We start from the raw sequence: 26,871 nt of genomic DNA on the forward strand, positions 1-26,871 counted from the left end.
ACCGTTACGCGCGCTGGCGGCCGGCTGGCGCGTGCTCGGTCGTCAGCCGGTCGAGTTCGCGCAGATCGTTCTCCAGCGCGGGCGTGAGCGTCGTGCGCAGGTGATCGAGGAAGGTGCGGATCTTCGCATCGAGATAACGGCGCGTCGCGTAGACGGCATAGACGCTCACCGTCTGCAGCCGGTATTCGGGCAGCACGCGGATCAGCCGCCCTTCGCGGATATCGTCGAGCACCGTATACAGCGCCACGCACGCGATCCCGCGTCCGGCACGCACCGCGACGCACAGCGCATCCGGCACGTTGACCTGGAACGGCGCCGGCTGCAGCGCGTAGACGGTCTCCTCGCCGTCGCTGCGTTCGAGCCGCCATTCGCCGGCCGGCGACGCGGGCGTGTCGAGGCGCAGACACACGTGGTTCGGCAGCTCGTCGGGCGTCTGCGGCGTGCCGTGTCGCGCCAGGTATTCGCGCGACGCGACCAGCACGCTGCAACTCGTGCCGCAGGTCTGCGCGACATAGCCGGAATCGGGCAACTGCGACGCGGTCACGATCGACACGTCATAGCCCTCTTCGACCAGATTCGGCATCCGCTGCGCGAGCGTCAGCTCGACCGACACGTCGGGGTTGTCCGCCTGGTAGCGCACGATCGACGACACGACATGACTCTGCCCGAGCCCCGTCATCGCATGGATGCGCATCTTGCCGCTCGGCCGCAGCAGCGCGTTGCGCGCCTCCGCGTTCGCGTAGTCGAGTTCCGCGAGGATCGATTTCGCGCGCTCGAAATAGCGCTCGCCGCTTTCGGTCAGGCCGAGGTGGCGGGTCGTGCGATGCAGCAGGCGCGTCTGTACGTGGGCTTCGAGGTTCGAGACCGCGCGCGATACCTGCGCGGTGGTCGCGTCGATTTCCTTCGCGACTGCAGTAAAACTGCCGGCTTCGACAACGCGCACGAACAGGCGCATGTTTTCGAGCATGTCCATTGAATTGGCTTGGGAAGAGTCAGTGGGGAGGCGTCGGCGGTGCTCGCGTCAGAGGGGCAACGGAACGCGGCCGCGAACCACGTCGAATCGATCACCGTGCCGGGGAGGAGGCGGGAGAGCGGGCATCGAGGTCGGGGGTTCTGGCATGACGGGGGAATTGACTGCGCCGAATTGTACGCCGCTGCAGACAAATTTGCGCGGCTATGCGCGCGCAAGCTCTCATTCGATGAAAGGATTTTGCAAGTCGCGTGCGTCGTGCGCGTACACCGGCGTGATGCGGCGCGGCAATTTGTATCACAACACGATATAATTCAACGCTTGTCGCCGCACCCACGCGCCGTCCTTTTGACCGCTCATCACCCATGTCGCCAGGCTCCTCCCCGTCGCGCCGCACGCTGCGGCAATGGCTGCACAGCTTCATTCCCCATCCGATGACACTCGGCTGGCGCGAGCGCCTGCGCGCGTGCACCGGCGCGCTCGTGGGGATTGCGACGGTCGGCGTCGCGATGCGGCTGCTGCCCGGCGTGCCGGGCCTCGTGCCGCTGCTCGTCGCGCCGATGGGTGCGTCGGCCGTGCTGCTGTTCGCGGTGCCGGCGAGCCCGCTCGCGCAGCCCTGGTCGATCGTCGGCGGCAACCTCGTCGCGGCGACTGTCGGCGTCGCGTGCGCGCAATGGATCGCCGATCCGATCACGGCCGCCGCGGTCGCGATCGCCTGTGCGATCGGCGGCATGTTCGCACTGCGCTGCGTGCACCCGCCGTCGGGCGCCGTCGCGCTCACCGCCGTGGTCGGCGGCCCGGCGATTCATTCGCTCGGCTTCGGTTTCGTGCTGCAGCCGATCGCGCTGCAATCGGCGATCCTGCTGTCGGCCGCGCTCCTCTACCACGCGCTGACCGGGCACCGCTACCCGCACGGCGGCGTGCGTCCCGAAGCGAAACCGCAGGCGGGTGCCGCACTCGCGCGCGGCGACTTCACGCGCGGCGACCTCGATGCGGTACTGAAGCGCCGCAGCGAATGGCTCGACGTCGATCCGGACGATCTCGAAACGCTGCTGCGCGAAACCGAAATGCAGGCTTATACGCGCACGTTCGGCCAGTTGAAGTGCGCCGACCTGATGACGAAGCATGCGATCGAGGTCGCGCCGTCCACGTCGGTCACGGCCGCGCTCACGCTGCTCGACCGCCACCGCGTGAAGGCGCTGCCGGTGGTGGACGGCGAAGGCCGCCTGGCCGGCATCGTCACGCGCGCCGACCTCACGCGCCAGTCGCGCCATCCGGCCCCGCTGTGGCAGCGCCTGTGCGCGCGGCTGCCGCAATCGTTCGGCGGCCAGCCCGCGAGCGTCGCGTCCGTGATGACGCGCGACGTCGCGTCGGTGCAGGAAACGATGCCGATCACGGCGCTCGTGCCGCTGTTCACGCATTCGGGCCACCACCATATTCCGGTCGTCGATGCATCACGCCGGCTCGTCGGCATCATTACGCAGACGGATCTCGTCACGGGCCTTTATCAGCGGACCCAAATGCTCGAAGCCGCGTAGCGCGCATCACGCCATGTAGCCGCCGGATGAACGCAGGATGCAGTCATTCCGCCATATTCCGGCCATTTATATCATGTTGTGATATATTAATCGCCACCGTAACCGACTGCCCGAATGACTTCGATGACCGATACCCGACGCGCACTGACGAAAAGCGATTTCCAGCAACTGTCCGAGTTCCGCTACCAGATGCGCCGCTTCGAGCGCTTTTCCGAACGCGCCGCGCAAAGCGAAGGCGTGACGCCGCTGCAATACCTGCTGCTGCTGCACATCAAGGGCTATCCGCATCGCGAATGGGCGACCATCGGCGAACTCGCGGAGCGCCTGCAGGCGCAGCACCACGGCGTCGTGGCGCTGGTGACGCGCTGCGAAGCGCTCGGGCTCGTGAAGCGCAAGCCGAGCGAAGCCGACCGCCGCCAGGTCGAAGTCCACCTCGAGCCGGCCGGCGAAACGCTGCTTGCCCGTCTCGCGGCCATGCATCGTGCCGAACTGAAGTCGCTCAAGGGCACGTTCCAGGTTCCCCAGATCGATTACTGACCCTCGCCACTCCGATGAACGCACCACACAAACGCGATTTCTCGACCAACGAACGCCTGCCCAGGATCGCATTGCTTGCCGCCGTGATCGGCCTGCTCGGCACGCTCGCCGCGTGCGTGCTGCTGAGCCTGATCCGCCTGTTCACGAACCTGTTCTTCTTCCAGCAACTGTCGTTCGCCGACCATTCGCCCGCGAACAACACGCTCGGCGCATGGGTGATCGTGGTCCCGGTGATCGGCGGGCTGATCGTCGGGTTGATGGCGCGTTTCGGTTCGGAGAAGATCCGCGGCCACGGCATTCCGGAAGCGATCGAGGCGATCCTGTTCGGCAAGAGCCGGATGTCGCCGAAGGTCGCGATCCTCAAGCCGTTGTCGTCCGGCGTCGTGATCGGCAGCGGCGGCCCGTTCGGCGCCGAAGGCCCGATCATCATGACGGGCGGCGCGCTCGGCTCGCTAATCGCGCAATGCGTGCACGTGACCGCCGCCGAGCGCAAGACGCTGCTCGTCGCCGGTGCGGCGGCCGGCATGACGGCCGTATTCGGCACGCCGGTGGCCGCCGTGCTGCTCGCGGTCGAACTGCTGCTGTTCGAATGGCGTCCGCGCAGTTTCCTGCCGGTCGCGCTCGCATGCGCGGTGGCGGGCTTCGCACGCGCGATGTTCTTCGGCGTCGATCCGCTGTTTCCGCTGACGACGGCCGCGCCGACCTCCGCCGCGCTGCTGTCGTGCCTCGTCGCGGGCCTGCTGTCGGGCATGCTCGCGTGCGGCCTGTCGGCGGCGCTCTACCGCGTCGAAGACGCATTCGCGAAGCTGCCCGTGCACTGGATGTGGTGGCCGGCGCTCGGCGCGATCGTGATCGGCGTCGGCGGCTGGCTCGAACCGCGCGCGCTCGGCGTCGGCTACGATGTGATCGGCGACCTGCTGCACCAGCACATCGCGCTGAAGATCGCGCTCGCGCTGCTGATCGTGAAGGCCGTGATGTGGGTGATCGCGCTCGGCTCGGGCACCTCGGGCGGTGTGCTCGCCCCGCTGCTGATGCTCGGCGCCGGCCTCGGCACCGTGCTGTCGCCGGTGTTGCCGGGCGGCGATCCGGCGCTGTGGCCGCTCGTGTGCATGGCCGCGACGCTCGGCGCGACGCTCGGCGCCCCGCTCACCGCGATCGTGTTCGCGTTCGGCCTCACGCACGACGCCAATGCGCTGCTGCCGCTGCTTGCGGCGACGCTCGTCGCGCACGGGTTCGCGACCATCGTGATGAAGCGCTCGATCATGACGGAAAAGATCGCCCGCCGCGGTTACCACATCTATCGCGAATACGGCGTCGATCCGCTCGAACGGCATGACGTCGGCGAAGTGATGACGTCGGCCGATCGGCTCGTCGCGATCGACGGCGCAGCGACGCTCGATACCGTCGAAGCGCAATACTTCGGCGCGAAGCAGACGCACCGCGCGTATCCGGTCGTCCAGCACGGCCGCCTGCTCGGCCTCGTCGATCGCGCGACGCTCGACGCGCAGCGGGCACAGGCCGGTGCCGACACGCCGATCTCGGATGTGTTCACCAACCGCGCACCGGCCGTCGCGCTGGCGCACGAAACGTGCCGCGTCGTCGCGTCGCGCCTCGCGATGCTCGGCCTCGAACGCCTGCCGGTGGTCGCCGACGAGCAATCGCTGCGCATCACGGGCATCGTGTCTCGCAGCGACCTGATCAAGCCGGCGCTCCAGCACGTCGACGACGAACAGAAGCGCGAGCGCTTCCGTCCGGTCGTCCCGGTCAACCTGCGCGACGTCGGTTCGCGCAAGGCCGGCTGATACAACACGCATGCGCGGCATTCGCCCGGCCGCGCATCGCTTCCCCGCCGCCTTCCTTCGTTTAAAGTTGGTTAACAATTCGGCAGACGAAAGTTTGTCATCATGGTGCTCATGCGACGGGGCCATCCATCAGCCATTCCACTTCGTCATCAGATAAAGCGTCGCGGCGCGGGATGCACAGACATCCCGCCAGCCGCGGCCGTCACTTCACCACACCACGATCGGGCAGCGCGCGGACCGCGCCACGCATGACGTCGAGCCGTACACGACGCATGCCGCACCGCAGCAACCTGCGCAGCATCCGAGCCGCCATTTGGCAAGCGCGTTAACAACTTGTTTCGGAATGGTCGGAACCGTGCTTGCAGGATGGAATCTCACTTGCACGCAGCACTGCTGCGCATCCCACTCAATCAATCACGACTCGAGGGAGATAACGTGAACGTGAAATACTTACCGCTCATCGCATTGACCGTGGCAATTTCTGCTCATGCCGCCGAACCTGCCGTGCAGAACGTGGGACAAAGCCAGAAAGACGCGCCCGACGTGTCGGCGTGCATCGCCAAGACCTGGGCCGACAAGTCGCAACAACAGGTGATCTCGCAGAACGTGCTGGCCAACGGCCTCGCGACCGACGTGTACGCACCGGGCCAGCAGCCGCCGAATGGCGCCGCCGCGATGGTTCGTCCGTCGTTGAAGCCGGGTGCGAAAACGTGGGTCGGCGTGCGCGGCGACGCAGCGTCCGCCGGCGACATCAACGCCTGCCTGTAACGCAGTAACGAGAACAGGCGCTTCGGATGGCCTTGCGCCATCCGCTTGCGACCAGCCCCGCTTCCGCGGGGCTTTTTCTTTGCTGCGCGGGAAGCGCGTTACAGATAGCTGCAGACGTAATCGAGCGTCTCGAGCACTTCGATGTCGAAGCGGCTCTTGCCCGGCACCGAGAACGATTCGCCGGCGCCATAGGCCTGCCATTCGCTGCTGCCGTCGAGCTTCACGCGGCACTTGCCGGCCTGCACTTCCATCAATTCGGGCGCATCCGTGCCGAAGTTGAGCGCGCACGGCAGGATCACGCCGAGCGTCTTGCGCGTGCCGTCCGGGAAGAGCACGGTATGCGACACGCACTTGCCGTCGAAATAGACGTTCGCGCGCTTGACGACCGATACGTTGTCGAATTGGGTTGCACTGGTCATGGGATGCCTCTGATTGCTGGATGCCGAATGGCGGTGTGGTTGAAGGCCGGCCGGAGCGGCGGGCCGGCCGCTATGATACCGGCTCGCGCAAGATGCGCTCGAATGGCGCGCGGCCGGCGCATGCCTGCCCCATGATCGTCAGGATCACTACGTGATCCTTGCGGGGCGCGCGCTCACCTTAATCCCTTGCGCCGCGCGGAATCGCGCAGGCAATCGAGCAGCATCGCCGCGGCCGGCGTCAGCGGGCTGTCGCGGCGCGTGACGACCTGCACCGATACGCCCGGCAAGCGCTCGCGGATCGGCAGCACCGCCAGCTGATCGCGCGCCCACTCGCCTTGCAGCAATTGCTCGGGCATCGACGCGATCAGGTCGCAACCGGTCATCAGGCTGTGCGCGAGACCGAAGCTCGGGCACTCGACGACACGCGCCGGCACCGGCAGCCCGTACGCGACGAACGAGTTGAACAACACCTGCGTGGAGCTTTCCGGCGACGGATTCATCAACCAGTCGGCCTCGACGAGATCGGCAAGCGACGTGGCCGACGCGAGCGGATGCCCTTTGCGCGCGACGATCAGCGAGCGGCTCGCATAGAGTTCCGCGTGATCGAACTCGGCCGCCAGCAGTTCCGGCACGACGACGGCCACCGCGAAATCGAGCGAACCGTCGTGCAGGCGCGGCAGCGCAACGCCCGGAAACCCTTCGACCAGATTGACGCGCGCCACCGGAAAGCGGCGCCGGAACGCACGGAATGCGTCGGGCAGGATCGTCACCGCCGCCGCCGGCGTGATCGCCGCCGCGACGGAACCCGTCATCGCGCCCTGTGCCTGCTCGATGTCGTCGCGGGCGCGCTGCATTTCGGCGACGATCAGCCGCGCACGCACCTGCAGTTGCTGGCCGAACGCGGTGAGCTGCACGCCGCGCGCTGTGCGCACGACGAGCGATACGCCGAGCGCGATCTCCAGTTCCTTGACCGCCTTCGTCAGCGCGGCCGGCGATACGTTCAGCCGCCGCGCGGCCGCGCGAATGCTCCCTTCCTCCGCGGCGGTGACGAACGCTTTCAGCTGATGGTATTTCATGGCGGCAATGCGTGATCCGTGGAAACCCCGTGCGCCGTGCCGCGCAATGGTTCAGGGTATTCCCGAGCGGCAACCGACGGTGTGCACCAAAGCAATTTAGCAGCTTCTGGTACGCAAAAGAAATTTATATGCTTGGTCGTCATATGCGCGTCAAACGACCCACCCGCCCCACTGGAGAGACCATGCTGCACGCCGTGAACCCCGTCATCCCCGGCATCGCCGCGATCGCCCCCGAGCTCGTCGAGGTGCGCCGCCGCATCCACGCCCATCCCGAACTCGCATTCGAAGAAACGCGCACGAGCGATCTCGTCGCCGAACTGCTCACCGGCTGGGGCTACGACGTGCATCGCGGCATCGGCAAGACGGGCGTAGTCGGCGTGCTGCGCGAAGGGCAAGGCGCGCGCACGGTCGGGCTGCGCGCCGACATGGACGCGCTGCCGCTCACGGAAACCACGGGCCTGCCGTACGCAAGCCGCCATGCGAACAAGATGCATGCATGCGGCCATGACGGCCACACCGCGATGCTGCTGTGCGCGGCGCGCCACCTCGCGGCCACGCGCCGGTTCTCCGGCACGCTGAACCTGATCTTCCAGCCCGCCGAGGAAAACTTCGGCGGCGCGAAGGCGATGATGGACGACGGCCTGTTCGACCGTTTCCCGTGCGACGCGATCTTCGCGATCCACAACATGCCGGGCCACGCGGCCGGCGACATGGCGTTCCGCACCGGCGCCGCGATGGCGTCGGCCGACCGCGTGACGATCACGCTGCGCGGCGTCGGCGGTCACGGCGCGATGCCGCATTTCGCGCGCGATCCGATGTCGGCCGCGGGCAGCATCATGGTCGCGCTGCAGACGATCGTCGCACGCGAGGTCGATGCGCAGCATGCGGCGGTGATCACCGTCGGCAGCGTGCAGGCCGGCGAGACCTTCAACATCATTCCCGAAACCGTCGTGATGAAACTGTCGGTTCGCGCGCTGAACGCCGACGTGCGCGCGCTGCTCGCGCGCCGCATCGAAGCACTCGCGAAGGGCCAGGCGGAGAGCTTCGGCGTCACCGCGGAAGTCGACTACGACTACGGCTATCCGGTGCTCGTCAATCACGCGGAGCCGACCGCGTTCGCGGCCGACGTCGCGCGCCAGATGCTCGGCGCGGAACGCGTCGAAACCGAAGCCGCGCCGCTGATGGGCAGCGAGGATTTCGCGTTCATGCTCGAGGCGCGCCCCGGCTGCTACGCATTCATCGGCAACGGAATCGGGAGCAAGGGCGGCTGCATGGTGCACAACCCCGGCTACGACTTCAACGACGACATCCTCGCGATCGGCGCGAGCTACTGGGTCCGCGTCGCCGAAGCCTGGCTCGCGGCCTGACTGCCCTTCACCACGAAGTTTCGTGCTTACCCGGGGGAACCCCATGGAAACGTCCGCCCTTCTGTTCGCCGGCACGCCGGCCGATGCCCGCGCCGCCGCGAAGAAACGCCGTCTGATCGCGGCCGCCGCCGTCGGCAATGCGCTCGAGTTCTACGACTTCACGGTCTACAGCTTCTTCGCGATCCTGATCGGCAAGCTGTTCTTTCCCGTCCATTCGTCGTTCGGACAACTAATGCTCGCGGTCGCGAGCTTCGGTGTCGGCTTCGTCACGCGTCCGCTCGGCGGGCTCGTGATCGGCATGTATGCGGATCGCGCCGGCCGCAAGAAGGCGATGATCCTCACGCTGCTGCTGATGGCGCTCGGCACCGCGATGATCGCGGTCGCACCGACCTTCGCGCAGATCGGCATCGCCGCGCCGCTGCTGCTCGTGCTCGCACGGCTGCTGCAGGGGTTCGCGTCGGGCGGCGAAGTCGGCGCATCGACGACATTGCTGCTCGAACAGGCGCCGCAGCATCGCCGCGGTTTCTATGCGTCGTTCCAGTTCTCGAGCCAGGGGCTCGCCGCGCTCGCGGGCGCGCTCACCGGCGTTGCGCTGACGTCGACGCTGAGCGCCGCGCAACTCGAAAGCTGGGGCTGGCGCGTGCCGTTCATCATCGGCACGCTGTTCGTTCCGCTCGGTTACTGGCTGCGCCGTACCGTCGAGGAAGTCCCGGCGGCGGCGCCCTCGCCCGCCGCCGCACACGACGAGCCCGTTGCGTCGCTGCCGCTCGCCGACGTGCTGCGCCATCACGGCAAGGCCGTGTTCGCAGGGCTCGGCGTAACGATCGGCGGCACGTCGATCCACTACATCATCGTGTTCTACATGGCGATCTACGGCGTGCAGGTGCTGCACCTGCCGACGTGGCTGTCGATGACGGCCGGTTGCGTCGCCGGTGCGATCCTGATGCTCGTGACGCCGATCGGCGGCCATCTGTCCGACGTGTACGGGCGCAACCGGATCGTCTGGTGGACGCGCATCGTGCTGATGGCCGCGATCTACCCGGCGTTCATTGCACTGAACCGCTGGCCGGGCGCCGCGTCGCTGCTGTCGATCATCGCCGCGCTGTCGATCGTGCATGCGATCAACATCGGTGCGACCGGCGCGATGCTCGGCGAGTTGTTTCCGCGGGCGGTGCGAGCGACGGGCGGTGCGCTCGTGTACAGCGTCGGCGTCGCGATCTTCGGCGGCTTCGCGCAGTTCTTCGTCACGTGGCTGATCGCGGCGACCGGGAATCCGAATGCGCCGGCGTGGTATGCGATCGGGTGTGGCGTGTTCACGCTGCTCGCGATTCGTTGCATGGACGAGAAGGCCGGGAAGGCGCTAGATTGAGCGGTGGCGCGATGCGCGGCACATGAAGCGCCATTGACGTCGCACCCGCGCATCGGGCATCATTGATCAATGCACAACGCCACGATCACCCTTTCGACGACCACGCGCACGACCGCCTTCGGCGGGCCCGTGCGGCGAGTGCGCGCAAGATCGTAGCGTCACCGATTCCCACAGGCCCCGCCGGTTCCGGACGGGGTCTTTTCGTTTCTCCGTCTGCATCGGCCACTCAGGAGAAACGCAATGTCCGAAGCCTCTTCCCCGAAACGAGCGCTGCTCGTGATCGACATGCAGATCGGGTTGTTTCATGGCGACGATCGTCCGCATGACGGCGAACGCGTGCTGGCCAATATCAACCGGTTGATCGATCGCGCGCATGAAGCGGGTGCCCCCGTGTTCGCCGCGCGTCACACCGGCCCAGCCGGCTCGCCGATTGCGCCCGACGCGCCGCTGGCCGCGCTGCTGCCGGAGCTTGCGATCGATACCGCCCGCGACATCGTGTTCGACAAGACGCGGCCGAACTGCTTCGCGGGCACGCGGCTCGCCGAGTGGCTGCATGCGGCTGGTATCGGCGAGATCGTGATTGCGGGGATGAAGACGCAGTACTGCGTCGATACGACGTGTCGTGCGGCCGGCGATCTCAGCTTTCGCGCGGTGCTCGTTGCGGATGCGCACACTTGTATGGATACGCTCGCGCTGCCCGCCGAGCGGATCGTCGCGCATCACAATGCGACGCTTGCCGGGCCGTTCGCGACGCTGACGACGACCGAAGCGTGCGTGCTCTGATGGACGGCGCCGATCGGACTGCCATGTGCCAGAGCGCGCGTTGCAATGGCGTCAGCAGAGACCTGCCATACGTATTGCTTCAATGCTCGATGATGTGTCGCGGACTGAAACGACCTTCGCCGAAAGCACTGCGTCCGCGGACAGAAAATCGCTGAGCCGCTTGTCGAAGCGCAATGAAAACCTGATCAGCTCGACGGTGTTCCGGAAAGTTTCCTTGGGCAACTTGCCCGTTACCGTCGAGCTAACGAAGCGCTTGATCAGGCGTATCGCTCTCACACCAAACGGGACCTCTACCCTCAAGATCAGCAAACAGTCTGCGAGCAGCGGATACATCCGCTTGTCGTACGCACCTTCGACGAGCCAGCGGCCTTGTTCGATGATCTTTTCGACGGCCTCGCCCATCGACTGCTCCGAGTTCTTCACATACTCTGTACCGCTCGTGTCCCAATACACGTCGTCGAATTCGTACGTGGCGATATCGAACTTGCGCGCTAGTTCCGCTGCGATCGTTGTTTTCCCAGCGCCCGACGGGCCTACGATACAAATCTTCATATTTCAGTCTCTGCTCAATCACGCACCCGACAGCTCGCGCATGAAGTGTTTCAGGACGGGCAAGAAGAAATCGTGCCCACCAATCAGCGCGAATTCTGCTCCGAAAAGAGGAAACCACTGGAAGCTGAATTCAATGGGTTCCCCACCGGAACCTGGAACGCTTTCGAAATGCGTCCATTGCGCCTTCATTGCAATGGCATCGCTCACCGTGACATGCACGACATGCCGGTGCTGAATCTCACTTCTTCCGAATTTCTGCATCGAATAGAAGTAGTTGCCGAGAATACGCACAACCTGGGCATTGTCGATCCCGCTTTCCTCGCGAAGCTCGCGTAGCGCGGCGGCCACCGGCATTTCGTCCTGCGCGATCGTGCCGGCAATCACCTGCACCCCGGCTTCCGGAAACTTGGGTTGCGTGAAAACGAGTAGTCTATCCCGCCATGTAAGATAAACGAGTACCTTGTTTTTGATTTGCACGGTCACTGTTCCGACAAGAATCGCCCCAATCCCGACAACGCTTCAACTGACAGTCAATTGCAACTCGCGGACCACCTTGTACAGCGTCAGGATCGCCGTTGATCGAAATGCATTCGAGGTGTCGAGCGGTGCGTTCTTATCCGTCCAGGCGATGGCCGCCAAGCATTGCACGCCGACATAGTAGAGAAATTCCGCTCGTGGGACCGGCTCACCGTACGTCGCCTCCCAGCTCGCAAGAAAGGTGTTGCGCAGCACTTCGTCGGAGAAGTCCATATCCACCCAGACGATCTTCGCCAGGTCGTAGGCCGCGTCCCCAATGCGCGCGGCCTCGAAATCCAGGATTCCGGACACGTGATCGTCCGAGTCGACCAGGATATTTCTTCCGACGTAGTCGCAATGCAGCAACCGGAGGTCGGACGGCACACGCAGATCAGCGCCGAAATGACGAAGTCTATCCAACTGAACGCGGTATTCCGGGTAACCAGGAGCCATCCGGTTCAGGCTCGACAGCCACTTCGAAACCATCCCGTCGAGATGAACACACCATCCGGCAGGATGCTCCAGCCTCTCGTCACGCTGCTGCCAGAACGTCATACCCATCAGGCGCGATGGCGTGATTGTGCGATGAAGTTGCGCTAAAGCAGAACCTGCAGCCGCGGCGAGCCGCAGCTTCGTGTCCCGCTCCGCATTTTTCAAAACGTGATCGAGTCGCTTGCCTGAAATAGCGCTCAAAACGACTACCGCATATTCCCCCCAAGCGGTCTTCTCCAATATTCCGGGTGCGAAAGAACTCGCCTCGAGTGCTTCGAGGATTTCACAGTGCCGATCGAAAGCCGTTCTGTTCGTCGTGGCCTTGACGAATACCTTTCCGTGCAAGGTATGAGCCTCGGCGACGAATGTGTCATTCCGCTCGACTACCAGACGAAGGTTGTCGGCTCGGATGAGTTTCTCCAACGAAGACAAATTTTTCATAGGGCAAGGTTCCGCATCACGTTTCCCGACCGTATCAAAACGACTCAACGATCAATGAGTCGGCGAAGCTTACGGATCGATTTCGTCTTGGTCAAAAATGCGTGGACCCAATCCGGGAAAGGGGAGCTGACGCGGCCCTGATTAGCCTTGTGCCATTGTGGTGTTTGCTTTGGAATGTGCGGTCCGATAAAAACTTGAGCGAATGCAAATTTAAACAGGACTGGCCTCGACGCAGCAGAAGAGCCCTCCTGGAGACCATATCGCGTCACGCAATGGGAATCGACGATACGACGCGCGCCGTAAACGCAAAAAGGCACGGACCATCACCGCCCGTGCCTTTTTCACCAACACAAACCGCCCTTCTCAGAACGTATGCATCATCCCCACATACGCGCCCGTCTGCGACTCGCCCGTTATCGGGCTCGTCCCCGACGTCGCATCCCGCGGCGTCGCGAGCAGCGAGAAGTTCGAATTTCCGCCGTTGCGTGCATACGCGACCGTGCCATACAGGAACGTGCGCTTTGACAGGTTGTACGTGGTACCGAGCACGTACATGATCGCGTGCCCCGACGGATCGTGCGACGCATCGCCGCCACCATCACCCACCTTCACGTAATACCCACCACCCGTCACGGCCCACTGCGGCGTAGCCGAATAGGTCGCGCCGAGCCAGTAGTGATCCGCACGATCGGCGACACCAGCCGGGCTGTCCGGCGCCTGGTAGTGCGTATACGCGCCCTGGATCTTGAACTTCGACACCTTCACGTTCGCACCGACGAAGTACTCGCGCGACGCCGTGAAGATATTGCTGAATTTGCCGTTGTTATCGCGCAGTTCGTCGTAGATGCCGCGCACGTCGAGCACCGGCGAGTGGTACGAGATCATGATCCCGTCCGAGCGGCCGAAATCGTCGGCCGCGCCGTAGTTGAAACCGCGCGACTGATTGCCGAACGCGTATTGCGCCTGCACGTCGAAGCCGCCAATCACCGGGCTGTGATATTCGATGTTGTTGCTGCTCTGCTGCCAGTTGCGGCCGCGCACGAGCGACGCCGACGAAAACGCCTGCTGGACGAACGGATCGAATTCCCACACGCCGTCGCTGTCGATGAACAGGTTGCGGCCCGCCTGCAATTGGCCCCACGTGTCGCTCTTCAACCCGACGTACGCGCGCCGCGACCACATGCGCCCGCCGCCCGTCTGGCCGTTCATCACCTGGAACGCGGTTTCCAGGTTGAACACCGTCGACATCCCGCCGCCGAGATCCTCGACGCCTTTCAGCCCGAACATGCTGGTGCCCCAGTCGCCGCTTTCCGCGCTCCAGCGCGTCCCGCTGCCGCCGTTCGGCTTCGCGATGTGGTTCAGGTATTCGATGCCGCCGTCGATCCGGCCGTACAGCGTGACGCTCGTCTGTGCAAACGCAGCCGCCGGCGTGGCGGCCGCAATCAGCCATGCGAAGTATTTGAGTCGCAAAATGATGCCCCCTCGAAGTCCCGACCGTCCGTCGCGCGCCCCATGCACGCGCCTCGGGTCGCTTATCCGCGATCGATCGAAAAACGCCCGGGGCCGGCCGCGCAGAGCGCAAGCAAGCCGCCCGAGATCGCGATGTTCTTGTAGAAATGAATCATGTTGTTGATCTGCTCGCCGCCCGTCATCGTCCAGTAGTGGTGGCCGATGATGCCGGTGCCGATCGTATATAGCGCAAGCAGCAGCGCGAGCGGCCGCGTCTGGAAACCGACGAGGATCGCGATCCCGGCGAACAGCTCCATCACGACGGAGATCGCCGCCGAGATGATCGGGGCCGGCGCGCCCTCGCTGCCCATGAACGCGATCGTACCGGAGAAGTCGACAATCTTCTTCCAGCCGAACATCACGAACAGGATCACGAGCAGGATTCGGGACAGCAGCAGCAGCACATCGCGCTGGGACGCGAGAAACGGTTGATTCGGTGTCATGGTGTGATCAACGAAAACGATGCGCGCGCAACCGCACGCACCGGATTGCCTGTGAACCGGGGCGGGGCGGCCAATTGCGCCGCCCCGCCCCGCTCTGCAACAACCGGCATCGGGCCCGCCCGATGTGCTGTGCTCCTCCTCTTTTGTGTTGTCGCCCTGCTTCGTCGCGTGCCGCGTCAGCGCAGCTTCGCGACGTCCTGCTCGGTCACCTTCGCGACCGGATTGCCGAACTGCCCGGTCACGTAGTTCGTCAGCGCGGCGATCTGCGCGTCCGACAGCTCGTGGCGGAATGCCGGCATCCCGACGTCCTCGCTGCCGGCCTTGCGCTGCACGCCGTTCAGGATCACCTGCACGAGATTGGTCGGATTCGGTGCGCCCACCGTCGAGTTGTGGAACAGCGGCGGGTAGTAACCGTCCGGCGTGCCCTTGCCTTGCATCTGGTGGCAGGTCGCGCAGTTGCCGAGATACAGCCGCGCAGGATCGATGCCCGACGATGCGAGCGCGACGCCGCGCAGCTTCAGGCCGTCCTCGGCCGGCTTGCCCCACGACGAACGCGACTGCTTCGCGTCGCCGTTGGCGACCGCCGGCACCGTCCGGATGTACGTCGAGATCGCGCCGATGTCGGCTTCGGTCATCTTCGAGAAGCTGTGCTCGATCGCCTCGGCCATCGGGCCGGCCGCCTGCGCAAGGCCCGGCACGCTGCCGGTGCGCAGGTACTGGACGAGCTGCTGCTGCGTCCAGCCGCCGATCCCCGCGTTCGGGTCGGACGTGATGTTGTAGCCGTCCCAGCCCGCGAGCACCGAGCCCGACAGGAAGCTGCCGCCCGTTTCGTCGAGCGACTTCTCCTGCATCGCGATGCCGCGCGGCGTGTGGCACGTGCTGCAGTGCGCGAGGCCCTGCACGAGATACGCGCCGCGGTTCCACTCGGCGCTCTGCGCCGGCTTCGGCTGGTACACGCCGTCCTTCAGGAACAGCCAGTTCCAGATCTTCAGCGGCCAGCGCATGCTCAGCAGCGCAGGGATCTCGTTCTTCGGCGGCGCCTGCTTGACCGGTTCGACGCCGTGCATGAAGTACGCGTACAGCGCCTGCACGTCGTCGTCGGTGATCTTCGCGTACGACACGTACGGCATCGCCGGGTACAGGTTGGCGCCGTTCTTCGACACGCCGTGCCGCACCGCGCGCTCGAAATCGTCGAACGTCCAGTTGCCGATGCCGGTCTCGGGATCGGGCGTGATGTTGCTCGTATAGATCTTGCCGAGCATCGGCACCGGCATGCCGAGGCCGCCCGCGAACGGCTTGCCGCCCTTCGCGGTGTGGCACGCCATGCAGTCGCCCGCGACCGCGAGGTATTCGCCGCGCTTGACCTGCGCCGGATCGGCCGAATCGGCCGAATCGGCCGCGCGTGCGAGGCCCGGCAGCGCGAGGCAGCCGGCGAGGAGGAAGGTGAGAGTAGATTTCCGCACGGTCAGACTTCCTTCTTCAGCGTGTCCGACATCCGCAGCGCGAGCGCCGCGATCGTCAGCGTCACGTTCACCGTACCGACGGTCGGCATCGTCGAGCTGCTCGAGATGAACAGGTTCGGATGGTCGAACGTGCGGCAGTCCTTGTCGACGACCGAGTCGCGCGCATCCGCGCCCATGATCGTCGCACCGGTGATGTGGTTGTTCGGCGCGAACTCGTCGTTGAAGACGACGTCGGTGCCACCGAGCACCTTCGCGGCCGTCGCGTAGACCTCGCGCGTGTGCACCGCGCCGCGCTTCACGTAATCGTCGATCGCATACGTGATCTCGGGGCGCGGGATGCCGATCGCGTCGGTGGCCGTCTTGCTCGGCACGATGCGGTTCTCGGGCTGCGGCAGGATTTCGTGGAAGCAGTCGAACTGCACGTAGCGCGCGGAACGGTCGCGGATCTGCGCGTCGAGCTCCTCGTGCTTCATCAGCTTGCCGGCCTTGAAGATCTTCTGCGTCTCCTGGTTGATGCGCGACATGTTCGACAGGTGGATCTTCTTCGCGGCTTCGGTCGCCCGGAACGGGCCGTCGCGGAAACCGATCAGCGACGTCATCTCCTGCGGGCCGCGGCCCGGCCACAGCTTCTCGTTCGCGTAGAACGACACGCCGGTGCCCGGATGGTCCATCAGGTTGCGGCCGACCATGTCGGAGCTGTTCGCGACGCCGTTCGGGAAATCGCGGTTCGCGGACATCAGCAGGATCTTCGGCGTCTCGATGCCGTTCGCGGCGAGCACGAAGTACTTGCCCTCGACGCGATGGTCGGCGCCGGTCTTGTCCTTGTAGATCGCGGCGACGATGCGCTTGTCCGGCCCGGTCTCGAGCTTGTAGACGACCGCGCTGTCGATCAGCTTCGCGCCGGCCTGCTCGGCCTTCTCGACGTGGACGATGCCGTTGTACATCGCACCGATCGGGCAGATCGGCATGCAGTTGTTGTTCCCGCAACAGGTCGGCCGGCCGTCGTACGGGCGGCTGTTGCGCGCGACGGGCTCGGTCACCACGTGGAACTTCGGGTCATAGCCGTTCAGCGCGCTCTTGATGGTCTGCTCGTTGAACGACAACGGCAGCGGCGGCATCGGGTATGCCTGCTTGCGCGGCGAATACAGATCTTCCTCGGGGCCCGGGCCCCACACGCCGAGCTCTTCCTCGGCGCGCTGATAGTAATGCTCGAGGTCGTCGTACTGGATCGGCCAGTCGCGGCCGACGCCGTACACGGTCTTCATCTTGAAGTCGTTCGGGATGAAGCGCCACGCCGACGCGGCCCAGTGCCACGTCGTGCCGCCCACCGCGCGGATGTACTGCGAGTTGAACTTGTGCTCGCCCTTCAGGATCAGGTAGTCGTTCGGCGGGCCGTATTCCGGATGCGGCGCCCACGGGCTCGACGGGTACGGCGCCATGAAATCGGTCTTGTCGGGCTGGTTGCGAAAACGCTCGACGATTTCCCAGCGCGGCATGCGCGGGCCGGCTTCCAGCAGGATCACGGATTTGCCCGCCATCGCGAGCTGGTGTGCAACGATCGCGCCGGCGACGCCCGATCCGACGACGACGATGTCGGCTTTTTGCGTATCGGTATCGGCCATCAGGCTTGCCTCTCGGTGGGTTTTTCGGCCCAGAAGCCGGGTTTGTTGGGGCAATACGAAGGAATCACGAGCGTATCGGACACCACGCTGAACATTAATGCTTCTTCGTAGGTAATCACGACGTTGTCGACGATGCCGAGATACCACGCGCCGAGAATCGTCAATGCGAGCGATTCCTGGTCGGGAGTCAGCGAGCCGGATGCGAGCGCACCGGCGAGTTGCGACAGGCTGTCGGCCGTCTTGAACGAGCCCTTCTGCAGTGCCTGCAGATAGCGCTCGCCGGTGACGCGGCTCAGCCCTTTCTTGCCGGTCAATGCTTCGGAAAGCGTCATGAACGTATCGAGCGGCGCGGTGGCCGGATCGTCGGCCAGGGCCCGCAACGCCAGCGAGCCGGTGAGGCCCGCCGCCGTCAGCGCCAGTGCGCCCTGCAGCCATTGACGCCGCGTGATGCCGGTTGCGGCTGCGTCGTTGTCACGACGCGATTGGGGGGTGTTGTCGTTGTGCATGTTTCCTTCTCTCGAACACCGGATTCGGGAAAACCACGCTTGATATTTCTCAAACATTGGCGCGGACCTGAAATGTACGCGCACAAATCGAATCGAACAATCTTTTTATAGTTCATTAAATGTTCCGCAATCCGGGACAATCGATATTTCGCTGCAATTTTGTGTCGTCGGCGCGACAGATCCGTTGCACGCATACCCGTGTCGCGTGCCGACCACACACTGCACCTGCCTGCCGCGCTGCGCGCGCACGGCGGTCGGTTAGAATCCCGTGCAATCAAACAGAAAGCTTCCCTCCGAGGGCAATCGAGCGATGAAGCAGCGCGACAAGCACAACAAAGAAACCAACCAAACCAACCACACGACCCGGCTGCTCTGGCGCATCGGCGCCGTCGCGGCGCTCGGCGGCGCGGCGGCGCTGTCGCTGCATGCGGGCGCGGCGCGCACGGTGAGCGTGTCGCCGCAAGGCACGGTCACCGAAGTCCGGCAAAGCGTCGTCAAGTTCGACGAACCGATGGTCGCCTTCGGCTCGGCCTCCGCGCCGAGTCCGGCGCGCGTGACCTGCAACGATTCGACCGCCGCGCGCGGCTCGGGCCACTGGCTCGACGACAAGACCTGGGTTTACGATTTCGAAAGCGACCTGCCGCCCGGCGTACGCTGCTCGGTCGCGCTCAACGACACGCTGCGCTCGGTCGCCGGCAATGCGGCCAGCGGCCCGCGCCGCTTCACGTTCCAGACGGGCGGCCCGTTCCCGGTGTCGGTGCGCCCCGGCTCCCGCGAGATCGAGGAGCGGCAGGTCTTCGTGATGAAGCTGAACGGCCCGGCCGAGCCGCGTTCGGCGCTCGCGAACATCTGGTGCGAAGCGGCCGGCATCGGCAACCGCATTCCCGTCACGGCGGCCGACGACGATACGCGCAACGCGCTGCTCGACCATTTCGGGCTGAAGAAGGAGGCCGCGCGGGTGCTGACGCTGTCGTGCTCGCAGGCGCTACCGGCGAGCGCGAAGATGCAGCTCGTATACGGCAAGGGCGTCGCGAGCCCGAGCGGCATCGCGAACGAAACCGAACGGCGCTTCGACTTCACCGTGCGCGCACCGTTCGCCGCGAGCTTCTCGTGCGAACGCGAGAACGCGAAGGCGCCCTGCACGCCGCTGCGCCCGCTCACGCTGTCGTTCAACGCGCCGATCTCGCGCAAGCAGGCCGAAGCGATCAAGCTGCGCGGTCCCGACGGTTCGCTGTCGCCGACCTTCGCGGCCGACGATCACAGCGAGGAAGTGACGACCGTCACGTTCAACCCGCCGCTGCCGGCGCAGGCCGGCCTGACCGTCGAGCTGCCGTCGGGCCTGCGCGACGTGACCGACCGACCGCTGTCCAACGCCGATTTGTTCCCGCTCGCGACGCGCACGGCGCCGATGCCGCCGCTCGCGAAATTCTCGTCGGGCACCTTCGGGATCGTCGAGCGCTTCGCCGAACCCGATACGCCCGCGCTCGTGCCCGTCACGCTGCGCAACGTCGAGGCCGACCTGCATATCGCCGGCCTCAATGCGGGCGGCGCGCAATTCGCGAACCTGAAGGTCGAGAACGACACCGCGATCCGTCAATGGATGCGCACCGTCGATCGCTTCGACAACTGGTCGATGACGGCCGGCTCGATCGACAGCCAGATTCCCGGCCTGCTGGAACGCAAGGGGCAACACCCGGTCTACGTGCCGCTCGAGGCGGGTGAAAAGCAGCCCGCGCCGAAAAACCGCCGCATCGACGTGCGTTCGCTGTCGCTGCTCAAGGGCGAGCCCGGCGCGCAGGTGCTGACGCTGCCGAAGGCCGATCCGAAAGCGCTGCGCCCGTTCGAAGTGGTCGGCGTGCCGATCGACAAGCCCGGCTTCTACGTGCTCGAACTCGCATCGCCCACGCTCGGCCGCTCGCTGCTCGCGAAGCCGTCGAGCATGTACGTGCGCACCACCGTGCTCGTCACGAACCTCGGCGTGCATCTGAAACAGGGCCGCGAGAACAACCTCGTGTGGGTCACGACGCTCGACAAGGGCAAGCCGGTGCCGAATGCGCAGATCCGCGTGTCGGACTGCAACGGCGACGAAATCGCGGCCGGCAAGACCGACGCGCAGGGCCTGCTGAAGATCGACGGGCCGTTCGAGCCGAAGCGCGCATGCAGTTCGTCGGAACAGCGCTTTGACGACTACTTCGTGTCGGCGCGCGTCGACGATCCGAAGACGGGCCCCGACATGGCGTTCGTCAGCTCGGGCTGGAACCGCGGGATCGAATCCTGGCGCTTCAACGTGCCGACCGACACCGACAGCGCACCGACCGTGCGCGCGCATACGGTGTTCGACCGCACGCTGCTGCGCGCCGGCGAAACCGTGTCGATGAAGCATTTCATCCGCACCGAAACGCTGCAGAGCCTCGCGTTCCCGTCGCAATACCCGACGCGCGTGACGATCCGCCACCTCGGCACGGGCCAGACCTACAAGCTGCCCCTCACGTGGGCGGCCGACCACAGCGCGGATTCGCAGTTCACGCTGCCGGCCGCCGCGAAGCTCGGCGAATACAGCGTCGAGCTCGCAGGCGGCCCGGACGATGCGCCGACCGCCACCTACTACAGCGGCAGCTTCCGCGTCGAGGCGTTCCGCCTGCCGGTGCTGAAAGGCTCGATCGGCGCGCGCGACGCGCAGAAGAGCCCGCTCGTCGCCGTCAAGGAAGCGCCGCTCGCGGTGCAGATCGACTACGTGTCGGGCGGCGGCGCATCGAACCTGCCCGTGCAGGTGTCGGCGCTGATGAAATGGGCGTCGCCGCCGTTCGCGGATCGTTTCGAGGATTTCAGCTTCACGCCGTATCGCCCCGACACGAGCGACGGCAATGCCGACGACGATGCGCAGGACGGCGACAGCGCGTCGTCGGCGGCGTCGAGCAACGATCCCGACGCGACGAAGCTGATCGCCGACAAGCTGCCGCTGACGCTCGACCGCAACGGCGCGGGCTCGGTCACGCTCAAGGGCCTGCCGGACGTCGACGCACCGAAGCGCATCGCGCTGGAGGCGACGTTCGCGGACCCGAACGGCGAAGTGCAGACGATCCGCGGCGACACGATCCTGTGGCCGGCCGCGGTGGTGGCCGGCATCAAGGCCGGCCGCTGGGTGTCGGTCGGCCAGCGCGTGCCGGTGCAGGCGCTGGCGGTCGACCTGCAGGGCAAGCCGCGCGCGTCGGTGCCGATCGAGATCAAGGGCGTCGCGCGCATCACGACGTCGTCGCGCAAGCGGATGGTCGGCGGCTTCTATGCGTACGACAACAAGAGCGATACACGCGACCTCGGCGTGCTGTGCTCGGGCAAGACCGACGACAAGGGCCGCATGGCCTGCGACGCGACGCTCGAGCAGGCCGGCAACGTGCAGCTGATCGCGGTCGCGAAGGACGGCGACGGCCGCACGTCGAATGCGTCGACGTCGGTATGGGTCACGCGCGAGGACGAACTCTGGTTCGGCGGCGACAATACCGACCGGATCGACGTGATCCCCGAGAAAACATCGTATGAACCGGGCGAAACGGCCCGCTTCCAGGTGCGCATGCCGTTCCGCTACGCGACCGCGCTCGTCGCGGTCGAGCGCGGCGGCGTGATGGAAACGCACATCGTCGAACTGAATGGCAAGAACCCGACCGTCGACCTGAAGGTCGGCGAATCGTGGGGGCCTAACGTCTACGTGTCGGTACTCGCGCTGCGCGGGCGGATTCGCGAGGTGCCGTGGTATTCGTTCTTCACGTGGGGCTGGAAGGCGCCGGTCGAATGGGCGCGCGCGTTCTGGCGCGAAGGCCGCCACTACGAGGCGCCGACCGCGTTCGTCGACCTGTCGAAGCCCGCGTTCCGCTATGGCCTCGGCGAGATCAAGGTCGGCACGGGCGTTCATCGCCTCGGCGTGACCGTGACGACCGACGCGACCCGCTACACCGTACGCAGCAAGGCGCAGGCGCACGTGAAGGTCACGCTGCCGAACGGCCAGCCGGCACCGGCGGGCACGCAGATCGCCGTCGCGGCCGTCGATGAAGCGCTGCTCGAACTGATGCCGAACAACAGCTGGGACCTGCTCGACGCAATGCTGCGCCGGCGCGCGTACGGCGTCGAGACGGCCACCGCGCAGATGGAAATCGTCGGCCGCCGTCACTTCGGCCGCAAGGCCGTGCCGGCCGGCGGCGGCGGCGGCGGCGCGCCGACCCGCGAGCTGTTCGACACGCTGCTGCTGTGGAACCCGCGCGTGACGCTCGACGCGAACGGCAGCGCAACTGTCGAGGTGCCGCTGAACGACGCGCTCACGCGCTTCCGGATCGTCGCGATCGCGGCGGTCGGCCCCGACCGTTTCGGCACGGGCAGCACGTCGATCCGCAGCACGCAGGATCTGCAACTGATCTCCGGCCTGCCGCCACTCGTACGCGAAGGCGACGCGTTCCGTGCGCAGGTCACGCTGCGCAACACGACTGACCGCGCGATGCAGGTCGTCGTGACGCCGCGCGTGACGGGCCTCGACGTCGCACCGCAAACCGTGTCGCTGGCCGCGAATGCGGCGACCGAGGTCGCGTGGACGATCACCGTGCCCGAGCAGGCGCTCGATGCGGCCGGTGCGCTGAACTGGCGCATCGAGGCGGCCGAGCAAGGCGGCAAGCGCGCGTCCGACGCGCTGGCCGTCGCGCAGAAGGTCGTGCCCGCGCTGCCGGTGACCGTGCAGCAGGCGACGCTCGCGCAGGTCGACGGCACGCTGACGGTGCCCGTCGCGGCCCCGGCCGGCGCGGTGAGCAACGCACAAGGCGTACCGCGCGGCGGCATCGCCGTATCGCTGCAGTCGAAGCTCGCCGACGGCCTGCCCGGCGTGCGGCGCTGGTTCGAGCGCTATCCGTATCGCTGCCTCGAACAGCAGACGTCTCGTGCGATCGGGCTGCGCGACCCTGCGCAATGGCAGGCGCTGATCGCGCGCATGCCCGTCTATCTCGACAGCGACGGGCTGGCGAGCTACTTCCCGCCGTCGTCCGACGATTCGCACCACGGCAGCCCGACGCTGTCGTCGTACCTGCTCGTGGTGTCCGACGAAGCCAGCCGCCTCGATCCGCGCTTCGCGCTGCCGGAAGACCTGCGCACGCAGCTCGAGGCCGGGCTCGCGCGCTTCGTCGACGGCCGCCTCGAGCGCAACGCGTGGGCGCCGCGCCAGGATCGGGACCTGCGCAAGCTCGCCGCGATCGAGGCGCTGTCGCGCTACGGCGCCGCGCAGGGCCGCATGCTCGGTTCGATCGAGATCGCGCCGAACCAGTGGCCGACGTCGGCGGTGATCGACTATCACGCGATCCTGACGCGCGTGAAGGACATCCCGCAACGCGACGAGAAACGCGCGCAGGTCGACCAGATCCTGCGGGCGCGCCTGACGTACCAGGGCACGCAGCTCGTGTTCTCGACCGCGCGCGACGACGACCTGTGGTGGTTGATGACGAGCAACGAGACCAACGCCGCGCGTCTCGCGCTGGAGTTCGCGGGCGACCCGGCATGGAAGGACGAAATGCCGCGCGTGACCGCCGGCCTGCTCGCGCTGCAACGTCAGGGCGCGTGGCAGACGACCACGTCGAACGCGCTCGGCCTCCTCGCGGTCGAGCGCTTCTCGCGGACCTACGAGAGCACGCCGGTCACCGGCGCGACGAAGGTTGCGCTGGGCGGCGACGAGCGCTCGATCTCGTGGTCGCAGGCGGCATCGGCCGCGCCCGCCGATGCGCCGGCTTCAGCCACGCCGGCGACCCGCGCGGCTGCCGCGCGCAGCGTGCTGATGCCGTGGCCGCGTGCGTCGCAGGGACCGGCCACGCTGTCGGTCGCGCAAGACGGCACGGGCCGCCCGTGGGCCACGGTCGAAAGCCTCGCGGCCGTGCCGCTGCGCGCGCCGTTCGCGGCCGGCTACCGGATCACGAAGACCGTCACGCCCGTGTCGCCGGCCGTCAAGGGCGTGCTGACGCGAGGCGACGTCGTGCGCGTGCATCTCGACATCGACGCGCAGAGCGACATGACGTGGGTCGCCGTCAACGATCCGATCCCGTCCGGCGCGACGATCCTCGGATCGGGCCTCGGCCGCGATTCCGAAGCCGCGACGCAGGGCGAGAAAACGCCCGACGGTGCATGGCCGACGTTCATCGAGCGCGACTTCGACGGCTACCGCGCATACTTCGACTATTTGCCGAAGGGTAAATTCTCGGTCGAGTACACGGTGCGGCTGAACAACGTCGGCACGTTCGGACTGCCGCCGACCCGCGTCGAGGCGCTGTATGCGCCGTCCGTGTACGGCCTGTGGCCGAACCCGCCGATGACTGTGAAGCCGGCCGACGCGGGCAAGTGACGAGACCGCGATGATCGATCTGGCCTTGCCGCGGCCGGCGCGTTTCGCCGGCCGCGTATTCGTCGCCGTCGTGCTGGCCGCGCCGCTCGTCGCGCACGCGCTGCCCGGCTACGACGACGTGCGACGCAACTGGCGCAGCTCCGACTGGGTGCTGCTCGCGCGCGACGGCACGCCGCTGCAGCGCACGCGCATCGACCTCGCCGAACGGCGCGGCGACTGGGTGTCGCTCGCCGACGTATCGCCCGCGTTCCGCGAGGCGATCGTCGTGTCCGAGGACAAGCGCTTCTACGAACACAGCGGCGTCGATTGGCGCGGGATTGCCGGCGCCGCGTGGGGCAACCTGTGGAACGAGCGCACGCGCGGCGCGTCGACCGTCACGATGCAGCTCGCGGGCCTGCTCAGCGATTCGCCGCGCCGTTCGGGCCAGCGCTCGCTGCCGCAGAAGGCCACGCAGGCTGTGAGCGCGCTGTGGCTCGAACGCAGCTGGCGCAAGGACCAGATCCTCGAGGCGTACCTGAATCTGGTGCCGTTCCGCGGCGAAACGATCGGGCTCGGCGCGCTGTCGCAGGTGCTGTTCGGCAAGGCGCCGTCGGGCCTCGACGCACGCGAGGCCGCGATCGCCGCCGCACTCGTGCGCGCGCCCAACGCGGCCCCGGCAAAGATCGCCGAACGCGCGTGCCGGATTCTGCGCGACATGCAGGCCGCGCAGGCATGCGCGTCACTCGACGGCTACGTGCAGCTCGTCACCGCGCGCCCGGCCAACGCGGTACGCGACGACGGCGCCGCCCTCGCCCCGCACTTCGCGCGGCGCATCGCGGCCGAGGTCAAGCCGGTGGCCGGCGCGCAGGTCCGCACGACGCTCGATGCGCCACTACAGCGCTTCGCGCAGGACACGCTGATGCGCGCGCTGACCGAACTCAATGCGCCCGCGCACCGGCGCAACGTGCAGGACGGCGCGGTCGTCGTGATCGACAACGCGACCGGCGAGATCCGCGCATGGGTCGGCTCGTCGGGGGCGCTGTCGAGCGCGCGCGACGTCGATGCCGTGCTCGCGCCGCGCCAGGCCGGCTCGACGCTCAAGCCGTTCCTCTATGCGCAGGCGATCGACGAGAAACGGCTGACGGCCGCATCGCTGCTCGACGACGCGCCGATCAACCTCGCGGCCGGCGGCGGCCTCTATATTCCGCAGAACTACGACAAGGATTTCAAGGGCTGGGTGAGCGTGCGCAGCGCGCTCGGCGGCTCGCTGAACGTGCCGGCCGTGCGCACGCTCGTGCTCGTCACGCCGCACCGCTTCGCGCGCACGCTGACCGCGCTCGGCCTGCCGCTCGCGCAGGAAGGCGATTACTACGGCTTCAGCCTCGCGCTCGGGAGTGCGGACGTCACGCTGCTGTCGCTGACCAATGCATACCGCGCGCTCGCGAACGGCGGCGTCGCGCGCAAGGTGGTCGACCTGCCGGCCACGGCGCCGACGCCGGCATCCGGCGCATCGGCGCCCGCGGGGGCGGACACCGGCACGCGCGTGTTCAGCGAGGCGGCCAGCTTCGTCGTCACCGACATCCTGTCCGACAACAACGCGCGCGTGCGCACGTTCGGCTTCGACAACCCGCTCGCGACGCGCTTCTTCTCGGCGGTCAAGACCGGCACGAGCAAGGACATGCGCGACAACTGGACGATCGGTTTCACGTCGCGCTATACGGTTGGCGTGTGGGTCGGCAATGCGGACGGCTCGCCGATGTGGGACGTGTCGGGCGTCACGGGCGCGTCGCCCGTGTGGTCGGCCGTCGTCGGCTACCTGCACCGCGACCTGCCGAGCCGTGCGCCGCGCGCGCCGGCCGGCGTCGAGACGCGCCGGATCGTGTTCGAGCGCGACATCGAGCCGGCACGCAACGAATGGTTCATCGCGGGCACGGCGGTCGACACGATCCGGCTCGCGGCGCCCGTCACGCCGGGCAAGGGCGGCGCACGGGCGCCGCTGACGATCGGCGCGCCGACCGACGGCACGATCTTCGCGATCGACCCCGACATTCCGCCGAAGAACCAGCGGATCTGGTTCGAGCGATCGGCCGGGCACGCGGCGAAGTTCGCGTGGCGGCTCGACGACAAGGTGATCGGCCATGCCGATCGCGTCGCGTGGCTGCCGTGGCCGGGCCGGCACCGGCTCGAACTCGTCGATGCGCGCGGCAACGTCGCCGATGCGATCGGCTTCGAGGTGCGCGGCGCATTTGCGAAGCCGGCCGCACGCAAGCCGTGAGCCGGCGAACCGGCTTGCTGGCCAGCCGTATTCGCTTTCCCCGGATCACGACATAGAATGACAACAGCGCCGCATTCCCCCAC

At 66.6% G+C, this 26,871-nt stretch carries 20 protein-coding genes; 9 read left to right on the top strand and 11 right to left on the bottom strand.

The features are described from left to right. Nucleotides 1-4 precede the first annotated feature (4 nt). A complete protein-coding gene (locus CFB81_RS22925; protein ID WP_050012775.1) occupies nt 5-973 on the bottom strand; it encodes a LysR family transcriptional regulator in 969 nt (322 codons plus the stop codon). A gap of 362 nt (nt 974-1,335) precedes the next feature. Between CFB81_RS22925 and CFB81_RS22930 the strand changes: the two genes are divergently transcribed. The 4 genes from CFB81_RS22930 to CFB81_RS22945 all read left to right on the top strand — a co-directional run bounded on the left by CFB81_RS22930 (nt 1,336) and on the right by CFB81_RS22945 (nt 5,615). Next, nucleotides 1,336-2,508 (top strand): HPP family protein, encoded by a 1,173-nt coding sequence (locus CFB81_RS22930; protein WP_089436629.1) that lies wholly within the window; start codon nt 1,336-1,338, stop codon nt 2,506-2,508. A gap of 123 nt (nt 2,509-2,631) precedes the next feature. After that, nucleotides 2,632-3,045 (top strand): MarR family winged helix-turn-helix transcriptional regulator, encoded by a 414-nt coding sequence (locus CFB81_RS22935; protein ID WP_069618045.1) that lies wholly within the window; start codon nt 2,632-2,634, stop codon nt 3,043-3,045. Nucleotides 3,046-3,059: 14 nt separating this feature from the next. Next, a complete protein-coding gene (locus CFB81_RS22940; RefSeq protein ID WP_089436630.1) occupies nt 3,060-4,847 on the top strand; it encodes a chloride channel protein in 1,788 nt (595 codons plus the stop codon). A 435-nt stretch (nt 4,848-5,282) separates the two neighbouring features. After that, nucleotides 5,283-5,615, top strand: coding sequence for a hypothetical protein (locus CFB81_RS22945; RefSeq protein WP_175883564.1), 333 nt, complete (start codon nt 5,283-5,285; stop codon nt 5,613-5,615). A gap of 98 nt (nt 5,616-5,713) precedes the next feature. Here CFB81_RS22945 and CFB81_RS22950 read toward each other — a convergent pair whose 3' ends face one another. Then, nucleotides 5,714-6,034 carry a pyrimidine/purine nucleoside phosphorylase gene (locus CFB81_RS22950; protein WP_069617951.1) on the bottom strand — a complete coding sequence of 107 codons (321 nt, stop codon included), beginning with the start codon at nt 6,032-6,034 and terminating at the stop codon, nt 5,714-5,716. A gap of 173 nt (nt 6,035-6,207) precedes the next feature. Continuing rightward, complete coding sequence (locus tag CFB81_RS22955) at nt 6,208-7,110, bottom strand: LysR substrate-binding domain-containing protein (protein ID WP_050012778.1); 903 nt, start codon at nt 7,108-7,110, stop codon at nt 6,208-6,210. A 182-nt stretch (nt 7,111-7,292) separates the two neighbouring features. Here CFB81_RS22955 and CFB81_RS22960 point away from each other — a divergent pair, with 182 nt between their 5' ends. The 3 genes from CFB81_RS22960 (at nt 7,293) to CFB81_RS22970 (ending at nt 10,629) form a co-directional block, all read left to right on the top strand. Then, on the top strand, nt 7,293-8,477 hold the full coding sequence (locus CFB81_RS22960; protein ID WP_089436631.1) for a M20 aminoacylase family protein: 1,185 nt from the start codon (nt 7,293-7,295) through the stop codon (nt 8,475-8,477). Between the two features lie 43 nt (nt 8,478-8,520). Beyond that, nucleotides 8,521-9,846, top strand: coding sequence for an MFS transporter (locus CFB81_RS22965; protein ID WP_089436632.1), 1,326 nt, complete (start codon nt 8,521-8,523; stop codon nt 9,844-9,846). Nucleotides 9,847-10,086: 240 nt separating this feature from the next. Beyond that, nucleotides 10,087-10,629 (top strand): cysteine hydrolase family protein, encoded by a 543-nt coding sequence (locus CFB81_RS22970; RefSeq protein ID WP_089436633.1) that lies wholly within the window; start codon nt 10,087-10,089, stop codon nt 10,627-10,629. A gap of 51 nt (nt 10,630-10,680) precedes the next feature. Here CFB81_RS22970 and CFB81_RS22975 read toward each other — a convergent pair whose 3' ends face one another. The 8 genes from CFB81_RS22975 to CFB81_RS23010 form a co-directional block, all read right to left on the bottom strand. Further along, entirely contained in the window at nt 10,681-11,181 is a 501-nt protein-coding gene (locus CFB81_RS22975) for an AAA family ATPase (protein ID WP_089436634.1), read from the bottom strand. An 18-nt stretch (nt 11,182-11,199) separates the two neighbouring features. Beyond that, the gene (locus tag CFB81_RS22980; protein ID WP_179234938.1) at nt 11,200-11,658 is read right to left on the bottom strand and encodes an NUDIX domain-containing protein; all 459 of its coding nucleotides are present in this window, start codon (nt 11,656-11,658) and stop codon (nt 11,200-11,202) included. 42 nt (nt 11,659-11,700) lie between these two features. Next, on the bottom strand, nt 11,701-12,630 hold the full coding sequence (locus tag CFB81_RS22985) for an aminoglycoside phosphotransferase family protein (RefSeq protein ID WP_089436636.1): 930 nt from the start codon (nt 12,628-12,630) through the stop codon (nt 11,701-11,703). Between the two features lie 363 nt (nt 12,631-12,993). Beyond that, nucleotides 12,994-14,100 (bottom strand): porin, encoded by a 1,107-nt coding sequence (locus tag CFB81_RS22990; protein WP_069617957.1) that lies wholly within the window; start codon nt 14,098-14,100, stop codon nt 12,994-12,996. Nucleotides 14,101-14,162: 62 nt separating this feature from the next. Then, complete coding sequence (locus CFB81_RS22995) at nt 14,163-14,582, bottom strand: DoxX family protein (RefSeq protein WP_069617958.1); 420 nt, start codon at nt 14,580-14,582, stop codon at nt 14,163-14,165. A 176-nt stretch (nt 14,583-14,758) separates the two neighbouring features. Then, entirely contained in the window at nt 14,759-16,045 is a 1,287-nt protein-coding gene (locus CFB81_RS23000; RefSeq protein WP_089436637.1) for a cytochrome c, read from the bottom strand. 2 nt (nt 16,046-16,047) lie between these two features. Next, on the bottom strand, nt 16,048-17,667 hold the full coding sequence (locus CFB81_RS23005) for a GMC family oxidoreductase (RefSeq protein ID WP_069617960.1): 1,620 nt from the start codon (nt 17,665-17,667) through the stop codon (nt 16,048-16,050). Further along, nucleotides 17,667-18,173, bottom strand: a complete 507-nt coding sequence (locus tag CFB81_RS23010) for a sugar dehydrogenase complex small subunit (protein ID WP_069617961.1) — start codon at nt 18,171-18,173, stop codon at nt 17,667-17,669. The genes CFB81_RS23005 and CFB81_RS23010 overlap by 1 nt, the downstream gene beginning before the upstream one ends. A 310-nt stretch (nt 18,174-18,483) precedes the next feature. Between CFB81_RS23010 and CFB81_RS23020 the strand changes: the two genes are divergently transcribed. Together CFB81_RS23020 and pbpC are read left to right on the top strand one after the other, a co-directional pair. Next, nucleotides 18,484-24,534, top strand: coding sequence for an MG2 domain-containing protein (locus tag CFB81_RS23020; RefSeq protein WP_089436638.1), 6,051 nt, complete (start codon nt 18,484-18,486; stop codon nt 24,532-24,534). Nucleotides 24,535-24,544: 10 nt separating this feature from the next. Then, entirely contained in the window at nt 24,545-26,788 is a 2,244-nt protein-coding gene (pbpC, locus tag CFB81_RS23025; RefSeq protein ID WP_069617963.1) for a penicillin-binding protein 1C, read from the top strand. The last annotated feature ends 83 nt before the right edge of the window (nt 26,789-26,871 follow it).

This window comes from Burkholderia sp. AU28863, from assembly GCF_002223195.1.
GTDB lineage: Bacteria > Pseudomonadota > Gammaproteobacteria > Burkholderiales > Burkholderiaceae > Burkholderia > Burkholderia sola.